Origin of the sequence: Parabacteroides sp. Y3-G-102 (assembly GCF_023656845.1) — a bacterium.
Classification (GTDB): domain Bacteria; phylum Bacteroidota; class Bacteroidia; order Bacteroidales; family Tannerellaceae; genus Parabacteroides; species Parabacteroides distasonis.
On record NZ_JAMOKU010000016.1, the window covers coordinates 66,752 to 84,231 of the forward strand.

The 17,480-nt window shown below is 44.8% G+C and carries 11 protein-coding genes; 6 read left to right on the forward strand and 5 right to left on the reverse strand.

The genetic code is table 11. The features are described 5' to 3' along the window. Positions 1 to 2: 2 nt before the first annotated feature. The 3 genes from NBH16_RS10015 (at position 3) to rsgA (ending at position 2,888) form a co-directional block, all read left to right on the forward strand. A complete protein-coding gene (locus NBH16_RS10015; protein ID WP_250788451.1) occupies positions 3 to 1,169 on the forward strand; it encodes an MFS transporter in 1,167 nt (388 codons plus the stop codon). 127 nt (positions 1,170 to 1,296) lie between these two features. Then, entirely contained in the window at positions 1,297 to 1,860 is a 564-nt protein-coding gene (frr, locus tag NBH16_RS10020) for a ribosome recycling factor (protein WP_250788453.1), read from the forward strand. A 95-nt stretch (positions 1,861 to 1,955) separates the two neighbouring features. Continuing rightward, positions 1,956 to 2,888 carry a ribosome small subunit-dependent GTPase A gene (rsgA, locus tag NBH16_RS10025; RefSeq protein ID WP_121961583.1) on the forward strand — a complete coding sequence of 311 codons (933 nt, stop codon included), beginning with the start codon at positions 1,956 to 1,958 and terminating at the stop codon, positions 2,886 to 2,888. Positions 2,889 to 2,903: 15 nt separating this feature from the next. On the opposite strand, the gene dgt is transcribed toward rsgA, so the two are convergent. Beyond that, entirely contained in the window at positions 2,904 to 4,229 is a 1,326-nt protein-coding gene (gene dgt / locus NBH16_RS10030) for a dGTP triphosphohydrolase (protein ID WP_008772892.1), read from the reverse strand. A gap of 622 nt (positions 4,230 to 4,851) precedes the next feature. Between dgt and NBH16_RS10035 the strand changes: the two genes are divergently transcribed. The 3 genes from NBH16_RS10035 (at position 4,852) to NBH16_RS10045 (ending at position 12,305) form a co-directional block, all read left to right on the forward strand. Further along, positions 4,852 to 7,887, forward strand: a complete 3,036-nt coding sequence (locus tag NBH16_RS10035) for a SusC/RagA family TonB-linked outer membrane protein (RefSeq protein WP_005867376.1) — start codon at positions 4,852 to 4,854, stop codon at positions 7,885 to 7,887. A gap of 18 nt (positions 7,888 to 7,905) precedes the next feature. Then, positions 7,906 to 9,558 carry a SusD/RagB family nutrient-binding outer membrane lipoprotein gene (locus tag NBH16_RS10040; protein WP_121961582.1) on the forward strand — a complete coding sequence of 551 codons (1,653 nt, stop codon included), beginning with the start codon at positions 7,906 to 7,908 and terminating at the stop codon, positions 9,556 to 9,558. Between the two features lie 113 nt (positions 9,559 to 9,671). Then, positions 9,672 to 12,305 carry a glycoside hydrolase family 2 protein gene (locus NBH16_RS10045; RefSeq protein WP_250788455.1) on the forward strand — a complete coding sequence of 878 codons (2,634 nt, stop codon included), beginning with the start codon at positions 9,672 to 9,674 and terminating at the stop codon, positions 12,303 to 12,305. On the opposite strand, the gene NBH16_RS10050 is transcribed toward NBH16_RS10045, so the two are convergent. The 4 genes from NBH16_RS10050 to NBH16_RS10065 form a co-directional block, all read right to left on the reverse strand. Continuing rightward, a complete protein-coding gene (locus NBH16_RS10050; protein WP_005867379.1) occupies positions 12,284 to 12,886 on the reverse strand; it encodes an L-threonylcarbamoyladenylate synthase in 603 nt (200 codons plus the stop codon). The genes NBH16_RS10045 and NBH16_RS10050 overlap by 22 nt on opposite strands. A 1-nt stretch (position 12,887) precedes the next feature. Then, positions 12,888 to 13,745, reverse strand: a complete 858-nt coding sequence (locus NBH16_RS10055) for an enoyl-ACP reductase FabI (protein ID WP_005859732.1) — start codon at positions 13,743 to 13,745, stop codon at positions 12,888 to 12,890. Between the two features lie 135 nt (positions 13,746 to 13,880). Then, a complete protein-coding gene (locus NBH16_RS10060; protein ID WP_250788456.1) occupies positions 13,881 to 16,346 on the reverse strand; it encodes a bifunctional UDP-N-acetylmuramoyl-tripeptide:D-alanyl-D-alanine ligase/alanine racemase in 2,466 nt (821 codons plus the stop codon). 4 nt (positions 16,347 to 16,350) lie between these two features. Continuing rightward, on the reverse strand, positions 16,351 to 17,337 hold the full coding sequence (locus tag NBH16_RS10065) for a GSCFA domain-containing protein (RefSeq protein WP_005867383.1): 987 nt from the start codon (positions 17,335 to 17,337) through the stop codon (positions 16,351 to 16,353). Positions 17,338 to 17,480: the final 143 nt, after the last annotated feature.

Genomic DNA, 17,480 nt, shown 5'->3' on the forward strand with positions numbered 1-17,480 from the left:
CCATGAGCGAGAAGACTTCATCCTTGAAATTGATTCCCGTGATGTTGGCGTTCTTCGCCATGGGATTCGTGGACTTAGTGGGTATCGCCTCTAATTACCTGAAAGCGGATTTAGGCCTGAGTGATTCGGAGGCGAATATCTTCCCGTCGCTCGTGTTCTTCTGGTTCTTGATCTTCTCCGTCCCGACGGGGATGTTGATGAACCGTATCGGGCGGAAGAAGACCGTGCTATTGAGCTTGATCGTGACCTTCCTTTCGCTGGTGATCCCGATCTTCGACGACGCCTATATGGTCATGTTGATATCCTTCTCCCTGCTGGGTATCGGTAACGCTTTGATGCAGACCTCCTTGAACCCGTTATTGTCGAATATCGTAAGCGGGGATAAGCTAGCTAGTTCCTTGACGTTTGGCCAGTTCGTGAAGGCGATCGCCTCTTTCTTGGCTCCTTATATCGCCATGTGGGGCGCTACCCAAGCGATACCGTCGATGGGACTCGGTTGGCGTGTCCTTTTCCCGGTCTATATGGTGATCGCCGTGATCGCTATCCTGCTATTGGGAACTACCTCTATCCGTGAGACCAAAGAGGAGGGGCGGCCCTCTACCTTTGGCGAATGTCTGGCTTTGCTGGGCAAGCCTTTTATCCTGCTTTGCTTTATCGGTATCATGTGCCATGTGGGGATCGATGTGGGGACGAATACGACCGCCCCGAAGATCTTGATGGAACGTCTGGGTATGACTTTGGCTGATGCCGGTTTCGCCACGAGCCTCTATTTCATCTTCCGTACGGCGGGGTGCTTCTCCGGGGCTTTCATCTTGCGGAAGGTCTCTCCGAAAGGATTCTTTGCCTTTAGTGTTTTCTTGATGTTATTGGCGATGACCGGTCTGCTGTTCTTCCATTCGAAAGAGATCATCTATGCTTGTATCGCCTTGATCGGCTTTGGAAACTCGAACGTCTTCTCTATTATTTTCGCCCAAGCCCTGCTTTCTATGCCGAATAAGCAGAATGAGGTGTCCGGCTTGATGATTATGGGACTGTTTGGCGGCACGATCTTCCCGATCTTTATGGGAGTGGCATCCGATATGTTGGCTTCTCAGGCAGGGGCAATACTGGTGTTGTGCGTGGGTGTAGCCTACTTACTATTCTTTACGCCTAAGTTAAGTAAACAGTGACGGCGATAAGCTTTTATACGGTACTATAAATCTTTTGTTAGGGAGTATTTTAATTATATGTTTGCGAAGTTGGAAATCTTTATTACTTTTGTTAATTAAAAGATTCGCAAACAAAAAACGTATATTTATGATAGATACGAAACAATTGATCAAAGCAGGGGAAGAGAAGATGACGTTCGCCATTGAGTATCTGGACGAGCAATTGTCTCACATTCGGGCTGGTAAGGCTAATCCGAAAATCCTCGATTGTGTGAAGGTAATGTATTATGGGGCGCCTGTTCCTCTTACTAACGTGGCTACGGTGACGGTTCCGGACGCACGGACTATCATGATCACTCCGTGGGAGAAGAAGATCATCCGCGATATTGAGAAAGGTATTCTGGATTCTGAGTTAGGTATCACGCCGGAGAATAACGGTGAGGTGATCCGCTTAGGTATTCCTCCGTTGACTGAGGAGCGTCGCCGTCAATTGGTGAAACAATGTAAGCAGGAGGCGGAGAATGCGAAGATCAGCGTTCGTAACGCTCGTCGTGACGCTATCGAGGCTTTGAAGAAAAGCATCAAGTCTGATGGGGTTCCCGAGGACGTAGAGAAAGACGCCGAGGCAGAGGTTCAGAAAATCCATGATAAGTTTATCAAAAAGATCGATGAGCTTTACGCCGTTAAAGAAAAAGAAGTAATGACCGTTTAAATAATTGAAAGTTGAAACTTGAGAATTGAGAATTGAGGAACCCCATTGAGTCCTTATTCCAATTCTCAATTTTCAATTCTCAATTTTCAATTCTCATGAGGGGACTGGTAATAAAAAACACAGGTAGTTGGTATACGGTCCGTACGGAAGACGGGCGAGATATAGAGAGTAAGATCAAGGGTAACTTTCGTCTGAAAGACATAAAGAGTACCAATCCGGTCGCGGTAGGAGACCGTGTCGTAATCGATATTAATAAAGAAGGAACCGCTTTTATTACAGAGATCGAGGAGCGTAAGAATTACATCATTCGTCGTGCCTCTAACTTATCGAAGCAATCGCATATTATCGCCGCGAACTTGGATCAGGCGATGCTGATCGTTACAGTGAATTATCCTATAACAACAACGATATTTATCGATCGCTTCTTGGTGACAGCCGAGGCTTATCGTGTCCCCGTTAAATTAGTTTTCAATAAGATTGATCGTTATAATAATGAGGATCAAAGAGCGTTGGAGAATTTAATCGAGTTGTATACCTCGATAGGTTATCCCTGTTCGACGCTATGTGCCCGGACCGAGGAAGGTTTGGATGCCTTGAAAGCGGATCTAAAAGATAAGATTACGCTTTTGTCCGGCCATTCGGGTGTCGGAAAATCCACGATTATCAATAAACTGGTGCCGGGGGTGAATCTCCGTACCGGTGATATCTCCGAATATCATAACAAAGGAATGCATACGACCACCTTTTCTGAGATGATTTCTCTTCCCGGGGGAGGCTATTTGATCGATACTCCGGGTATCAAAGGATTTGGAACGATCGAGATGGCGGACGCTGAGATCTCCCATTATTTCCGGGAGTTGTTTAAATACTCGGAAGAATGCCGTTTCAATAACTGCACGCACCGTCATGAACCGGGCTGCGCCGTCATTCAAGCCGTTAACGATGGGCTAATCAGCGAGTCCCGCTATAAAAGCTATCTAAGCATCTTGGATGATCGCATGGAAAGCAAGTACCGGGAAGAATTCTAACACTTTATTACAACATCAAACGGCCGGCAGGCTCATACCTGTGATTTTCCGGTATAGATCGAGCGCATATACATCGGTCATGCCGGAGATATAATCGAGTACGCATTGTATCTTGCCATATGTAGTAGGTGCGTTTGTGTCGTATTGCTCCGGTATCCGTTGTAAGAGCAGCTTGCTGTAAGCATGCTCTTGGTTCATCACGGCCTCGGTCAAGCTGTCGATCAGATGGCTGAAAATATGATAACCGGCTAATTCAATGTCGAGCACTTCTTTTGCCTTATATATTTTCTTGTATGCTGTAGCCGAGCAATTAGCGTAAGCCTGTTTGGCTTGATCGCATATGTTACTGATTAACGGAGTGCTGTAGGTACCATTGAGAATGCTTTCCTCGTTCTCTAAAAAGACACGGGAACATTCATCCACTAATAGCCCGATAATACAAGAACGCAGATAGGCGATTTGCTCATTGGTATCGTCTACCATATGCATGACCTTGCGGATATGCTCCAGCCGCTCTCCTTCGAAAAATCCCAATAATAGTTGTATGGCCTCTTCGGTGGTCAGGATATGTAGTTTGCAAGCATCTTCTATATCCATAATTTGATAGCAGATATCGTCTGCCGCCTCTACTAAGTAAACTAACGGGTAACGAAGAAATTTGTCCGGGGCTTCCGGGCTATGTCCGATCCCTAGCTCTTGGGCGATTTGCAGATAGCTTCCCTCCTCCGATTGGAAAAAGCCGAATTTCCCTTTCTTTCCTGAATAGATGGATGCGTAAGGATATTTGATGATAGAGGCTAATGTGCTATATGTTAAGGCAAATCCCCCTTTCCTGCGTCCAATGAACTGATGGGTCAGCAACCGCATGGCGTTTGCGTTACCTTCAAAATGGACGAAGTCTTCCCAGCGTCCCCGTTCCTTCCGTACTTTCTCTTCTAGTTTTCGCCCATTCCCTTCGGAGAAGTAAGCGGAGATAGCTCTCTCTCCGGAATGCCCGAATGGAGGGTTTCCCATATCATGGGCAAGGCAAGCGGCTGATACGATGGAACCTATCTCCGGGAAGTTGATACTGCCGTCCGGATATTTTTGCATAAGTCCTTTCGCTACGTTATTACCCAATGAACGTCCTACGCATGATACTTCCAGACTATGTGTAAGTCGGTTATGTACAAAGATACTTCCCGGAAGGGGGAACACCTGTGTCTTGTTTTGTAGTCTTCGAAAAGGGGATGAGAAAATCAAACGGTCATAGTCACGTTGGAAATCAGTTCTCTCATGTTTCCGCTCGTGATACTCTTCCATCCCGAAACGCTTGCCGGATAATAGCTGGGTCCAGTTCATAGTCAATACATTAATATATATATCGCAAATGTAGAGATAATCTGTGCAAATCATTGAATATTTGTGGAAGAAATTAGAGTTAATGGTTAATTTCCTGACTGAGTTGTTTTCGAAGCTTGTAAATAGAGCTGTAATTTTATTCCAAGATGATAGTCAGATAGTGATTGGATGTTATAGGAGGAAGATGATAATGAAGAAAAATTATGTTAATTGAAATTTGTTGTTAGTTTCATTAGAACTAAGTCGTTTTTCATGTTTTGACAGACAAATATATATATAATAACTATACATACAAGTTAAAACGTAACAAAAATCAGTATGTTCCTCACTTTTTCAGGTGTTTGCGATAACACATAGTCAAATTTTCATCATCCCTCAATAAATTAAATATGTTAATTTGATTTAGTTCTAATGATACTACGTTGTTATTATTATTTAAAATAGAACCGTTTGATTTTAAATAGAAAGAGATTTCTGTATGAACATAATAATAACTTTAAACAAAAAAGAGTAAATGCCTATGCACTAAAAAAGAAAGAAAAGAGAGCCCGATCTCTCTAAAAAGAGTATGAAAATTAAAAAAGCACAAATGTAGAATCACTTAAATCAAAAACGATTTTTCATGAGAAAGTCATTTATCTTATTATTGGCGTTTTTTCTGTGTGTTACAGGATATGCACAGAAACTAACGATTAGTGGTGTCGTCATTGACAAGGATCTAAATGAGCCACTAACAGGAGTGAACGTGTTAGTAAAAGGTACGACAACCGGTACCATTACTGACTTTGATGGAAAATATACCTTGGAGGCTGACGCAAACTCTATTTTGGTATTCTCTTATTTAAGTATGAAAACGATTGAGGAGCCTGTAAATGGCCGTACGAAAATCGATGTTACGATGGTTTCAGACGCAGAGGCTTTGGATGAGGTTGTCGTAACGGCGATGGGTATCAAACGTGAATCAAAGACTTTGACTTATTCCGCACAAACGGTAGGCGGTAAGGACTTGAACGAGATTAAGAATGTGAATATGATCAACTCTTTACAAGGAAAGAGCGCTGGTTTGCAGATTACCCCGAACTCTACGGGTGCGGGTGGTTCTTCCAAGATCTTGTTCCGTGGTAATAAATCTATTAGTGGTAATAATCAGCCGTTGATCGTTGTGGATGGTGTTCCTATGATGATGAATGTCTCGGATTCACAGATTGATGGATCTTATGGTGGTGGTCGTGATGGTGGTGATGCCATGTCTACTATCAACCCGGACGATATCGCTCAGATTACCTTGTTGAAAGGTGCTTCCGCCGCTGCTTTGTATGGTGCGGTCGCTGCCAACGGTGCCATTATGGTTACGACTAAGTCATCGCAGTCTGGAAAAGTCGCTATAAATGTATCTAGCAATACGACGGTTGAGACTCCGATGGTGTTACCGAAGTTCCAGAATTCTTATGGCGTAAGTAACCAAGGAACGTTTAGCTGGGGCGATAAGCTTGCTTCTTCTTCTCCAAACTATGCGAAGGATTATTATAATCTTGGCTATACGACCAACAACTCTATCTCGTTGGCTGGTGGTAATGATAATATCTCATCTTATTTTTCTTATGCGAATGTATCTTCTAATGGTATCGTTCCGGAGAATACATATATGAGCCATAACTTGCTAGCGAAGGTTGGCTTTAACCTATGGACAAAACTTCATGTAGACGTGTCTGCTCGTTATAATAATCAGCATATCGAGAACCAGCCGACTGCCGGTTATGTAGGTAATCCTACTTTGGGCGCTTACTTGTTTCCAAGAGGAGAGGACTGGGATTATTATAAGAGTAACTATGAGGTGTACGATGGGACAAGAAATATAAATGTACACAATTGGACAAATACCGCTCAAGAGCAGTTCTCCAATCCATACTGGATGTTGAATCGCCAAAAACCGGTTTCTTATCGTAATCGCTATGAGTTTGGCGGTAGTGTCAAGTATGACATAATGGAAGGTCTTTCCGTTACAGGTCGCCTGCGCTATGAACGTGGTGATGAGACATGGAACTTGAATGAATATGCGTCTAGTACGGCAGGCCGTAACTTGCTGGGTACGATGAAAGACACACGCGTGAATAGCGAGCAGACTTATGGTGACTTGTTGGCCCAATATAATAAGACTTGGGAGGATACTTATTCTTTGTCTGTAACTGCAGGTGGAAGCTACCAAAAGACAAAAAGTTCTTCTTTAGAATTGATCGGTTGGGGTGATTCTCAGTTCTCTGTTAACGATGCGGGCGTGATTACAAGTGGTGCTTACTATCCTAATATCTTCTCTCCGGCTAACTATTATAAATTACAGACTACAAAGACTTTAGCTGAGAAACGTTTGAATTCAGTGTTTGCTACTGCCCAATTTGGTTATAAGGAAGGTCTGTTTATCGATGTTAGTGCCCGTAACGACTGGTCCTCAACATTGGCGTTTACAGATGGTGTTTCATTCTTCTATCCGTCTGTTGGAGCAAGTGTTTTGTTGGATAGATTTATTGATTTCGGCAAGAACGTGGATTTATTCAAGTTACGTGCTTCTTATTCTATTGTAGGTAACGATGTGCCTATCGGTGTGACCAACGAGCGTTATACATTAGGAGATCAAGGAGCGTTGAATCCGCCGGAAAAATCATCTTTCCGTACGTTGAAACCAGAAAAGACAAATTCGTTGGAAGTCGGCTTTGATGGTACATTCTTCCAGAATCGTTTCAACGTAAATTTGACCTATTATAAGACAAATACCAAGAATCAATATTTTGACATCTCCGCTCCATGGGAAACAGGTTTGAAGAGCCGTTATATTAATGCTGGTAATGTACAAAACCAAGGTTTCGAGGTTAGTCTAGGTTGGTATAATCAATTTACAGATAATTTCAGCTGGAGCACGAACTTTAACTTCTCTTACAATAATAACAAGATTATAGAGTTGGCCGACGAGCTTTCCGAGTGGAACCTGACAAGTTATTGTACAGGTGCCAAAGTGCTCTTGAAAGAAGGTGGGCATTTCGGAGACCTTTATGTTCGTGACTTACAACGTGATGATAACGGAAAGCCTATTGTCTCTGATACCGGTGCCCCTGTATTAGCGGGATCCGATAATAAAGATCTTGTTTATGCGGGCGATATGAATGCGAAAGTGAACATGGGTTGGACAAATACCTTCCACTATAAAGATTTCACGTTGTCATTCTTAATCGATGCGAAGGTTGGTGGTAAGGTCTTGTCGATGACTGAGGCTACCATGGATGGTTGGGGCGTTTCCGAACGTTCTGGTTTGGCTCGTGACGCAGGTTTTGTAGAGGTCGATGGAGTACAATTTGATCCGCAATTGTATTATTCAACTACCGGTGGTACAAGCTACAACTCTAATATCTTGACTTCCCAGTACGTATATGACGCAACTAATGTTCGTTTGCGTGAGTTATCATTTGGTTATACCTTCCGCAACTTGTTTGGCGCAGGTAAAAACTTGACCGCTTCTATCATTGGACGTAACTTGTTCTTCTTCTATAAGGATGCTCCGATGGATCCGGATGTAGCTGCTGGAACGGGTAATGGCTGGCAGGGTATCGATATGTTTGCGTTGCCGACAACCCGTAGCTTTGGTTTGAACTTAAAACTTAATTTCTAAATCTTACAGGTATTACTTATGAAACTAAATAGAATTCTAAAATATGCGGCTGTATCAGCTTTAGCTTTTAGCACAGGATTAACAACCGTGAGCTGTACAGACGATTTTGAGACATTGAATACCGATCAGTATGAGGTAGACCCGAACACTCTTCCTTTCTCTGCGCAGTTTAAAGAACCGCTGTCTTATGTATATGCTCCGCAACAGAACTTGTTCCAGTACTGCTTTAGTTTGAACGTAGACTTGTTTAGTGGTTATTTCATGACACCACATAATTTCAATGGTTCCGGTAACGTGGATTATGCGTTGAATCGTAGTTTTTGTGGAGGTATGTACGAGAATGTTTATTTGCACATATTCAATAATACACGTCGTTTGATCGCCTCTTGTGACGAACAAGGATTGACAGACTATGCGGGAATGATGCGTGTTGTTCAGGCTTATGCGGTCCAGATGTTGACGGATGTTTACGGCCCGGTAGCTTATACGTCTTGCATCGAAGATCCGACAAATGGTGCTTCGTTCTCTTATGATACACAGCAGAGCATTTATAACTCCATTTTCGAATTGTTAGATAAAGCGCTTCAAGATTTCCAGAGTCCGAAATCCACATTGGAGGAGAGACAGTCATTCGACTATTGGTGTAATGGCGATTTGGATATGTGGATTCAAGTAGCCAATCAATTAAAGCTACGTGCAGCCTTGCGTATCGTGAAGGCCGACCCGACTTTAGCTAAACAAAAAGCTGAAGAGGCTGCCAAGGGCGCTATCTTAAAGCAGGATGTATTGATCAATAAGAGTTTGAGTAATGAGCAAACTCGTATGTTCGAATGGGGAGATAGTGGCATGAACGCTAACTTAACCACGATACTGGAAGGATTCCAAGATCCTCGCTTACCGCTGTATATGACGAAGAACCAAGCTGATGTTGAATGTGAGGATGGGAAGACGATCGATTCCGGTACTCAATATTTAGGTATTCGCGGCGGCTGTGACTTGCCTGCTAAACCGAATCAATGGGGTAACTTCTCGAAGATCGTTTGTTCTTATACAACAGCTTTACCGGTAATGATGGCAGCCGAAGGTTATTTCTTGCGTGCGGAAGGTGCGTTGCGTGGTTGGAGTAACATGGGAGGTACGGCGAAGGAACTGTATGAACAAGGTATCCGTGTTTCTATTAAGAATCAGTTGGCTTATAAGGGAAGTCTGGCCGGAGTAAGCTCAATTTCAGAAACAGAGATCGATGCTTATATCAGTGGCACGACAACACAAAAGGACTTCGTCGACCCGGTTAATGGTCAAAACAGCATCAAGGCTCAGAATGATATTACGGTTAAGTGGGATGAGAGCGCAACTAATGAGAAGAAATTACAACGTATCATTACACAGAAATGGATTGCGAACTTCCCGTTGTCTTGCGAGGCTTGGGCGGAATTTCGTCGTACAGGTTATCCGAAATTATTCCCGAACCGCGTGAATAAGAGTAATGGGGATATTGATACGAATGAACAGGTTCGTCGTTTATTGTATTCCGATAATGAGGATAATACGAATACCGTGGAATATCAAAAAGGTATCGAGCTGCTGAACCAAGAGAATACGGGTTCGATCTCCGGTGATAAAGGTGGTACTCATGTATGGTGGGATAAAGCTGGTGCAGGTAATTTCTAATCGGCATTAATAGGTTTTATTGTTAAATAATATGTAATGAAAGGGCTTCTTCGAGTTTGCGAAGAGGCCCTTCTGAATTTTGTAGTACTTTAGAAGGATAAATCTAAGATTATATGATGAACAGATGTATTTATTTATTTTGTTGGCTTTGTCTGGCTTGCTGGTTAAAGCCCTTATCAGCAGAGGAGCAAGCCTTGTTGGCGATCCCGGAGCCGGGAGAGAAAACCTTGATTCACTCAGATTGGTATGCCCGGAAAGCGAATGAAGTGAAAATGGATGGGAACCGGTTGAGTGCGGCGCCTTTGGATAAAACAGGATGGTTACCAGCCCGTGTGCCGGGCACGGTATTGACTACACTTTTGGAGAACCATATGTATCCGGCTCCCGAGTTCGGCTTGAATAACAATCTGATACCCGATATACATGAGGTCGGCAATGATTTCTATACTTATTGGTTTACTCGTCAGTTTACTATCAATAATTTACCAGAGGGACGTAATGTCTGGTTAAATTTCCGGGGCATTAATTATAAGGCGGAAATCTTTTTAAATGGTAAGCGGATCAATCGAAATACCCATGAGGGCATGTTCTTGAGGAAGACTTTTAATATAACCCCTTATCTTCGTACGGATGCCCCCAATGTATTAGCGGTATTGGTTTATCCACCTACACATGCCGGAAATCCGAATGGCGGACAAGGTGGTGATGGGCAGATCGCCCGGAATAATACGATGCAATATACGCCGGGTTGGGACTGGATACAACCGGTACGTGACCGGAATACGGGTATTTGGGATGAGGTCTCTATTACGACAACCGGGCCGGTATGCCTCTCTTCTCCTTATGTCGTGACCAAGGTACCCGGCGTACGTGATCCGGAAACGAAAACTCAAAGGGAGGCTTTTGTGAATACCTCTGTCGAGCTAGAGAATACCGGGAGCACTTCCTTAAAGGGGCTATTGGTTTGTGAGACGAACGGAACCCGCTTAACCCAGCCGGTTACTTTATCGCCATTCGAGAAGAAAACGGTATCCTTGAATCCTTTAGCGGTAAAGAATCCTCGTTTATGGTGGCCTAACGGTATCGGTGAGCAGCCTTTATATGATATGAACCTCTCTTTTGAGATCGGGAATCAAGTGAGTGACCGTGAACGGTTGCGTTACGGTATCCGAGAGATTACTTCCGATAAATGCCCGGATAACGGGGGACGCCGTTTCTTCGTGAACGGACAGAAAATATACGTCACGGGTGGTAACTATATTAATTCCGATTGGCTGCTTCGTCTTTCTCCGGAACGTTATCGGGATGAGGTACGTTTCCATGCGGAAATGAATCTGCGTATGATCCGTGTATGGGGAGGTGCGTTGGTGGAACGGCCGGAATTCTATAACGCCTGTGATGAGTTCGGTATCTTAGTCTTTCAAGATCTGTGGGGCAGTGGTGATTGCAATGGCGCTTGGGAGGACCCGACCAAGATGGATTCCCGAGAGCGTCGTTGGGAATATCCTGATAATCACGATTTATTTATCGCCTCCGTGGAAGATCAAGTGAAAATGATCCGTAACCATCCGAGTCTTTGTTTCTGGTGTGGGGCGAATGAATGGCCTTTAGCGAAAGATATCGATCAATGTTTGAGAAAGGAGGTTTTCCCCCGGTTAGATCCGGAGCGTCTTTTCGTGAGTTTCTCTACAGATACGTTGTTTACCCGGAATTATTTGGGGGATAATGGGGATGGTCCTTACGGTATACAAGAGCCGGAATGGTTCTTTAGCTTCCGTTCGCATCCGTTTAATCCGGAAGCCGGATCGGTTGGTTCCCCGGAGGTCGAGAGTATGCGGGAGATGATGACGGAACAGGATTTGGCCGGTTTCCCAAGGAAAGGTTTTACTCGTAATTATACGTGGCGCTATCATAAGGATCTGGGCTATGGCGATCATCTGGAGCGATATGGGGAGGTGAAAGATATCGAGACCTATTGTAAGTATGCCCAAGTCGTGAATTATGACCAATATCGTAGTTTTATGGAAGGCTGGGCCTCTCATATGTGGGATTGGTATACGGGTATCTTGATCTGGAAAACCCAGAATCCATGGACATCCTTGCGGGGGCAAATGTATGATTGGTCTCTCGATGTAAATGCTTCCTTGTACGGAACCCGGAAAGGCTGTGAACCTTTACATGCCTATTATAACCCGGTAACCCGTAAGGCGGGATTGTTGAATACGACCCTGAAAGATTATACGGATTTATCGATTATAGCCCGTATTTATAATCTGGAAGGCAAACTGCTTTGGGAGAAAGAGACGAGAGCGAGCTCCAAGGCGAATACGGTACAGGAATTATTGGATATCCCCGTTCCGGAAGGGATCCAAGGCGCTTATTTCTTACGGCTGGCTTTGAATGCGGACGTTCCCAATATTTATTGGCTGACAACCGAGCCGAAAGACTACACCAGCTTATCTCAACTTCCGAAGTCAAGACCGGATATCAAGACCGAGATCAAGAAGGAAGGCTCGAATTTCGTAGGTACAGTCCGTCTGAGCGCTGATTCGCAGATCTCGTTCTTCAACCGTATCAAGGTCTTTGATAAGGAGACAGGCAAACGAATCTTACCGGTACATTATTCGGATAACTATATTACGCTAATGCCGGGTGACCAACAAGAAATAAGCTTGGAGTTCCCTGCTAATCTGCCGGAGGAGCGAATACAAATCGTGGTGGATAGCTACAATTCTCCTTTGCCTTGACGTACGATCTCGAAATTATCCGTCGTGCAATCTATAACCGTAGAGGCTTCCAATCCTCCGAAACCGCCATCGATTACGATATCCACTTGATGCTCGTATTTCTCGTGTATCAATTCCGGATCTGTCGTATATTCGATCACCTCATCCTCGTCACGGATGGACATGGTTAGGATTGGATTTCCCAAGGATTGTACCAATGTACGGGTAATGTTATTGTCCGGTACACGGATTCCGACTTCTTTCCGGTTCTTGTAAATCTTTGGAAGCTCGCTGCTGGTGGGTAAGATAAAGGTGAAAGGACCGGGCAGATGTTTCTTCATCAGTTTGAAAGCGGCGTTGCTTACCTTGGCGTATTCACTAAGATTAGACAGGTCGTAGCAGATGATAGACAGGTTGCTTTTCTGTGGATTAACTCCTTTCATCTGACATATTTTCTCTACCGCACGCACGTTTAACGCATCGCAACCGATCGCGTAAACCGTGTCGGTAGGATAAACGACAAGGCCGCCGTCCTGCAGGACTTTGACGACCTTGTCTATTTCTTTTTGATTCGGATTCTCCGGATAGATTCTCACTAACATATTAGCCGTAGATAATGTGTCCGTTCTCGTCTGTATATTCCTCTAATCCTTTACTATATTGGTTCATGGCCCGGAGGCTCATACCCATGCTTGAGAAACCACCATCGTGGTATAGGTTCTGCATCGTTACCTTGCGGGTAAAGTCGGAGAACATCATTACGCAATAGTCCGCGCATTCGTCAGCGTTGGCGTTACCCAGTGGACTCATTTTGTTAGAAAAGTCCATCAAGTGTTCCATTCCCTTCACGCCACTACCTGCGGTTGTCATTGTCGGGGATTGGGAGATCGTGTTCACACGTACGCCTTTCTCACGGCCATAGATGTAACCGAAACTACGGGCGATAGATTCCAACAGGCTCTTAGCGTCCGCCATATCGTTGTATCCGAAGAACGTGCGCTGGGCGGCCACATAACTTAATGCCACTACGGAACCATTCTCGGCGATAGCGTCTTGTTTCTTAGCTACCTGTAGCATCTTGTGGAAAGAAATAGCGGAGATATCCAACGTCTTTTCCAGCATTCCATAGTCCAGATCATCGTACGTACGTTTCTTGCGTACGTTCGGACTCATACCGATAGAATGTAAAACGAAATCTATTTTACCACCTAATATTTCCACTGACTTCGCAAATACGGTCTCCAGATCCTCTACGCTGGTTGCGTCCGCCGGGATTACCTGCGCATTCAACTTCTCCGCCAAAGCATCTACCTGACCCATACGAACAGCGATAGGCGTATTGCTTAACGTGATAGTCGCACCTTCCTCTACGGCTCTTTCTGCCACTTTCCAGGCGATAGACATATCGTTCAGAGCACCGAAGATAATGCCTCTCTTGCCTTTCAATAAATTATGACTCATACCTCTTGTTTATTAATTACGGCACAAACATACACAAAATGTGCAACATACGCAAATGAATATCATAGCCTGACATTTGAATATGTGCCTTGATATTAAAACAAGGTAGAGCCATTCTTTGTTGGCGGCTACTTCTTATTCCCGGAAATAAACCCTCTTTACCCGAGGCGAGATAGAGGTTAATATCTCATAAGGGATTGTTTTCAGTTTATCCGAAAGTTCGCTCACCGGTAGTTCGTCGCCGAAAATAATTACGGCGTCGCCTTCTTGCGCATGCGTGTCGGTGACGTCGATCATGCAAGCGTCCATGCAGATGTTGCCGATAATCGGACAGCGTTGTCCATTGATCAAGACTTCCCCACCTCCGTTGCTGAAGTGGCGATCCAGTCCGTCGGCGTATCCGATCGGGATGATAGCGATCCGGGAATCACGTTTCACATAACTCATACGGCTATAACCGATCGAATCCCCTGCGGGTACGTTTTGTATTTGTAAGATCGTTGTCTTCAAGGTGCTGACATTCCGTAAGCCTTTTTGTCCGGATGCGCTTACTCCATATAAACCGATACCTAAACGTACCATATCCATTTGATAAGCGGCGAAACGCTCGATTCCCGCAGAGTTTAGGATATGTTTGATTACCTTATACTCTAACCCGCTTTCTAGTTCCCCTGCGGCTTTGGTGAATTTATCCAATTGTTGATGGGTAAAATCATCGAAGACGTACGAGTCGCTTCCGGCTAAATGAGAGAAGACCGAACGGGCGATAACCCCGGATTGCGCTATCAAGCGTTCACAGATCGCCGGGACATCCTCCGGTTGAAACCCTAGGCGATGCATGCCGGTATCGATCTTGATATGGATAGGGTAAGAGGTGATCCCTCTGCGCTCGGTCTCCCGGATCATGGCATCCAATAGGCGGAAGCTATAGACTTCCGGTTCCAGATGGTTCTCGAACAAGACATTGAAACTGCTGAATTCCGGATTCATGACGATAATGGGGATCGAGATGCCTTCTTTACGCAATTCGGCTCCCTCGTCGGCTACCGCCACGGCCAGATAGTCGCAACGATGTTCTTGAAGGGTCTTCGCCAACTCGTAAGAGCCGGCTCCATAACCAAAAGCTTTTACCATACAAACCATCTTAGTCTCCGGCTTTAGCTTGGAACGATACTGATTGAAGTTGTGTACGATCGCGTCCAGATTTACCTCTAGGATCGTCTCATGCACTTTCTTCTCCAACAACTCGGAGATCTGCTCGAAATGGAAATGGCGGGAACCTTTAATCAAGATCAACTCATCCTTGAATTTCTTGAAGGAAGGAGACTTGATAAATTCCTCGGTGGTTGTGTAAAACTCCTTCTCGATCTCGAAGACGGAAGCATATTCCTTTAAGTCGCGGCCGATACCGATGATACGATCTATCTTCTTACGGCGAACCAAATCGGCGACCTTCTTATATAGAGATTTCGGCAAGGTACCCGATTGAAGGATATCGGAGAGGATTAAAGTGCTCTTTAATTGCTTGCCTACCCGGCGGCTTTGTTGGAAATCGAGCGCGATATCCAAGGAGTTGATATCCGAGTTATAGGTATCATTTATCAACAGGCAATTGTTGATACCTTGCTTTACGTCCAATCGCATAGCCACCGGCTCAAGATGCAAGAATTTTGTTACGTCGTTTACGCTGGTGGGTTTTAGGTAAAGCATAACCGCCATACAATGGATCACGTTCTCGATAGAAGCGTCGTCCGTGAACGGAATGGTAACGACCCGGTTGAAGCCCAGTAAAGTACAGTGAATGATCGTCTCAAACTCTTTCTTATCGATAGACTCGATAAACAAAGGAGCCTCGGAGTCCGTACGGCTCCATGCGATCGCTTTATGGGAAAGGCAAGCCGATTCGATACAATTGGCGATAAATAAATCATCCCCATCATAAATAATGGCTTCGCAATCATTGAAAAGCGTCAGCTTCTCCATACATTTCTGATTGGAGGAGAGGAAATTCTCTTGATGAGCCTCCCCGATATTCGTGATGATACCGATCGTGGGGGCGATAATGGGTTGCAGGCGTTCCATCTCGTCCGGTTGTGAGATACCGGCCTCGAAGATGCCCAGTGTATTTTTCTCGCTCATCTGCCATACCGAGAGAGGAACCCCCAACTGGGAGTTGTAGCTCCGGGGCGAACGTACGATGTTGAACTCGTTATGCAGCAGTTGATAGAGGAATTCCTTTACGATCGTCTTTCCGTTGCTACCGGTGATACCGATCACGGGGATGTTGAATTGCTTCCTGTGGTGAGTCGCCAGCTTTTGTAAAGCTCGTAACGTATCTTTTACGATCAGGAAGTTCGCGTCCTTCATGCTCTCGAACTCCGGTAGCATATCGCTTACCACGAAGTTGCGAACACGAAGTTTATAGAGTTCCTGTATATATCTATGTCCGTCGTTCGTCTTGGTTTTCAAGGCGAAGAAGAGGCTTTGTTCCGGGAAGGAGAGACGACGGCTGTCAGTCAACAACAAACTGACCGTATCGTCAAGCAATTGGTTTGTTTTAGCACCGATAACTCTTGCTATTTCTTTAATTGCGTATTCCATTCTTTTATTTTAGTTTAGACTTTACTATTTCGATCTCTTTTCTGATATCAAAGGAAGGAATTTTCTCGCTAATTCGTTCCATCTTTAACAAAGTTTGAAGGATAAACCGCTTATAGGCCTCGCTATCCGGTTGAAAGGGCTTATGGTTAATAGCTTTTTGAATATCACCCCATTCTTTAAGGATTGCCGAAGTGTCTGTGGATAAGAAATTTTCGATAAAACGTTGCCAAATATAATCAATGGCCAATGGGGAGGGATGGAGCATATCGTCCGCATAGAAACGATAATCCCGGAGCTCGTCCATAAGGATCTCATAAGCGGGGAAGTAGGCGATTCGGTCGGGATAATCTTTCTGTAAGGCGTCCGTGGCTAGCAATAGGGTAGCTTTGCTGAGTTGGTTCTCGTGCGCCCCGTCTTTCCAGTGGCGGATCGGACTTACGGTAAATAAGATTTTCAAGGCGGGATTTTGTTCCCAAAGGGCTAGTAACAGAGGTTTCCAGTCCTCGACGATCTCTTGCGTGGATAATCGTTGCCGGTCGAACATCTTTTCCGGTAGCTTATGGCAATTCGACACGATTCGCCCGTCGCTCTTGAGGCGGTAGACGAAAGCGGTTCCCAACGTGATTACCAACCGGGTCGCTTTTCGCAGGAAATCGGAGGATTCGGATAAGCGGCTGTTTATATGGCCTAGGCATTCTTCTTCCGAGGGAGCGGAGAAACGGCTATGATGGGTAAAACTATGGTATATGCCCTCATGCTGGAATAAATCGCCGGGAGTGAAATACTCCGGGCGTAGCAGCATCCGCAATCCTTCCGCTACGGAAGCCGGGTTATACAGAGTACCGAATGGGTTTATATCTACGGAGAATTTATTCTCTTCCAGTTTCCGCCCGATATTCTCGGCGAAGCAGGAGCCCATCATCACGACCCGGTCCTCATACGAGAAAGAGAATCGTGCTTTCGGCAACAGGATTCGGGTATAAAGTTCCATATTTACTTTTTCGCGAAAGTAGATATATGTTTACGGAAATGCAAATAAGGAAGGTGTTTTAGGGGAATAATGTAACAATGCCCATTGTAAGGTTGTTAGGATGGGCAGTATAAGGAGCTTACGATGGGCATTGTCGCGACCTT

Bases quoted from the DNA above. Each gene is read 5' to 3' on its own strand.
- NBH16_RS10015 (WP_250788451.1), top strand. From the start codon at position 3: ATGAGCGAGAAGACTTCATCCTTGAAATTGATTCCCGTGATGTTGGCG.
- frr (WP_250788453.1), top strand. From the start codon at position 1,297: ATGATAGATACGAAACAATTGATCAAAGCAGGGGAAGAGAAGATGACG.
- rsgA (WP_121961583.1), top strand. From the start codon at position 1,956: ATGAGGGGACTGGTAATAAAAAACACAGGTAGTTGGTATACGGTCCGT.
- dgt (WP_008772892.1), bottom strand. From the start codon at position 4,229: ATGAACTGGACCCAGCTATTATCCGGCAAGCGTTTCGGGATGGAAGAG.
- NBH16_RS10035 (WP_005867376.1), top strand. From the start codon at position 4,852: ATGAGAAAGTCATTTATCTTATTATTGGCGTTTTTTCTGTGTGTTACA.
- NBH16_RS10040 (WP_121961582.1), top strand. From the start codon at position 7,906: ATGAAACTAAATAGAATTCTAAAATATGCGGCTGTATCAGCTTTAGCT.
- NBH16_RS10045 (WP_250788455.1), top strand. From the start codon at position 9,672: ATGATGAACAGATGTATTTATTTATTTTGTTGGCTTTGTCTGGCTTGC.
- NBH16_RS10050 (WP_005867379.1), bottom strand. From the start codon at position 12,886: ATGTTAGTGAGAATCTATCCGGAGAATCCGAATCAAAAAGAAATAGAC.
- NBH16_RS10055 (WP_005859732.1), bottom strand. From the start codon at position 13,745: ATGAGTCATAATTTATTGAAAGGCAAGAGAGGCATTATCTTCGGTGCT.
- NBH16_RS10060 (WP_250788456.1), bottom strand. From the start codon at position 16,346: ATGGAATACGCAATTAAAGAAATAGCAAGAGTTATCGGTGCTAAAACA.
- NBH16_RS10065 (WP_005867383.1), bottom strand. From the start codon at position 17,337: ATGGAACTTTATACCCGAATCCTGTTGCCGAAAGCACGATTCTCTTTC.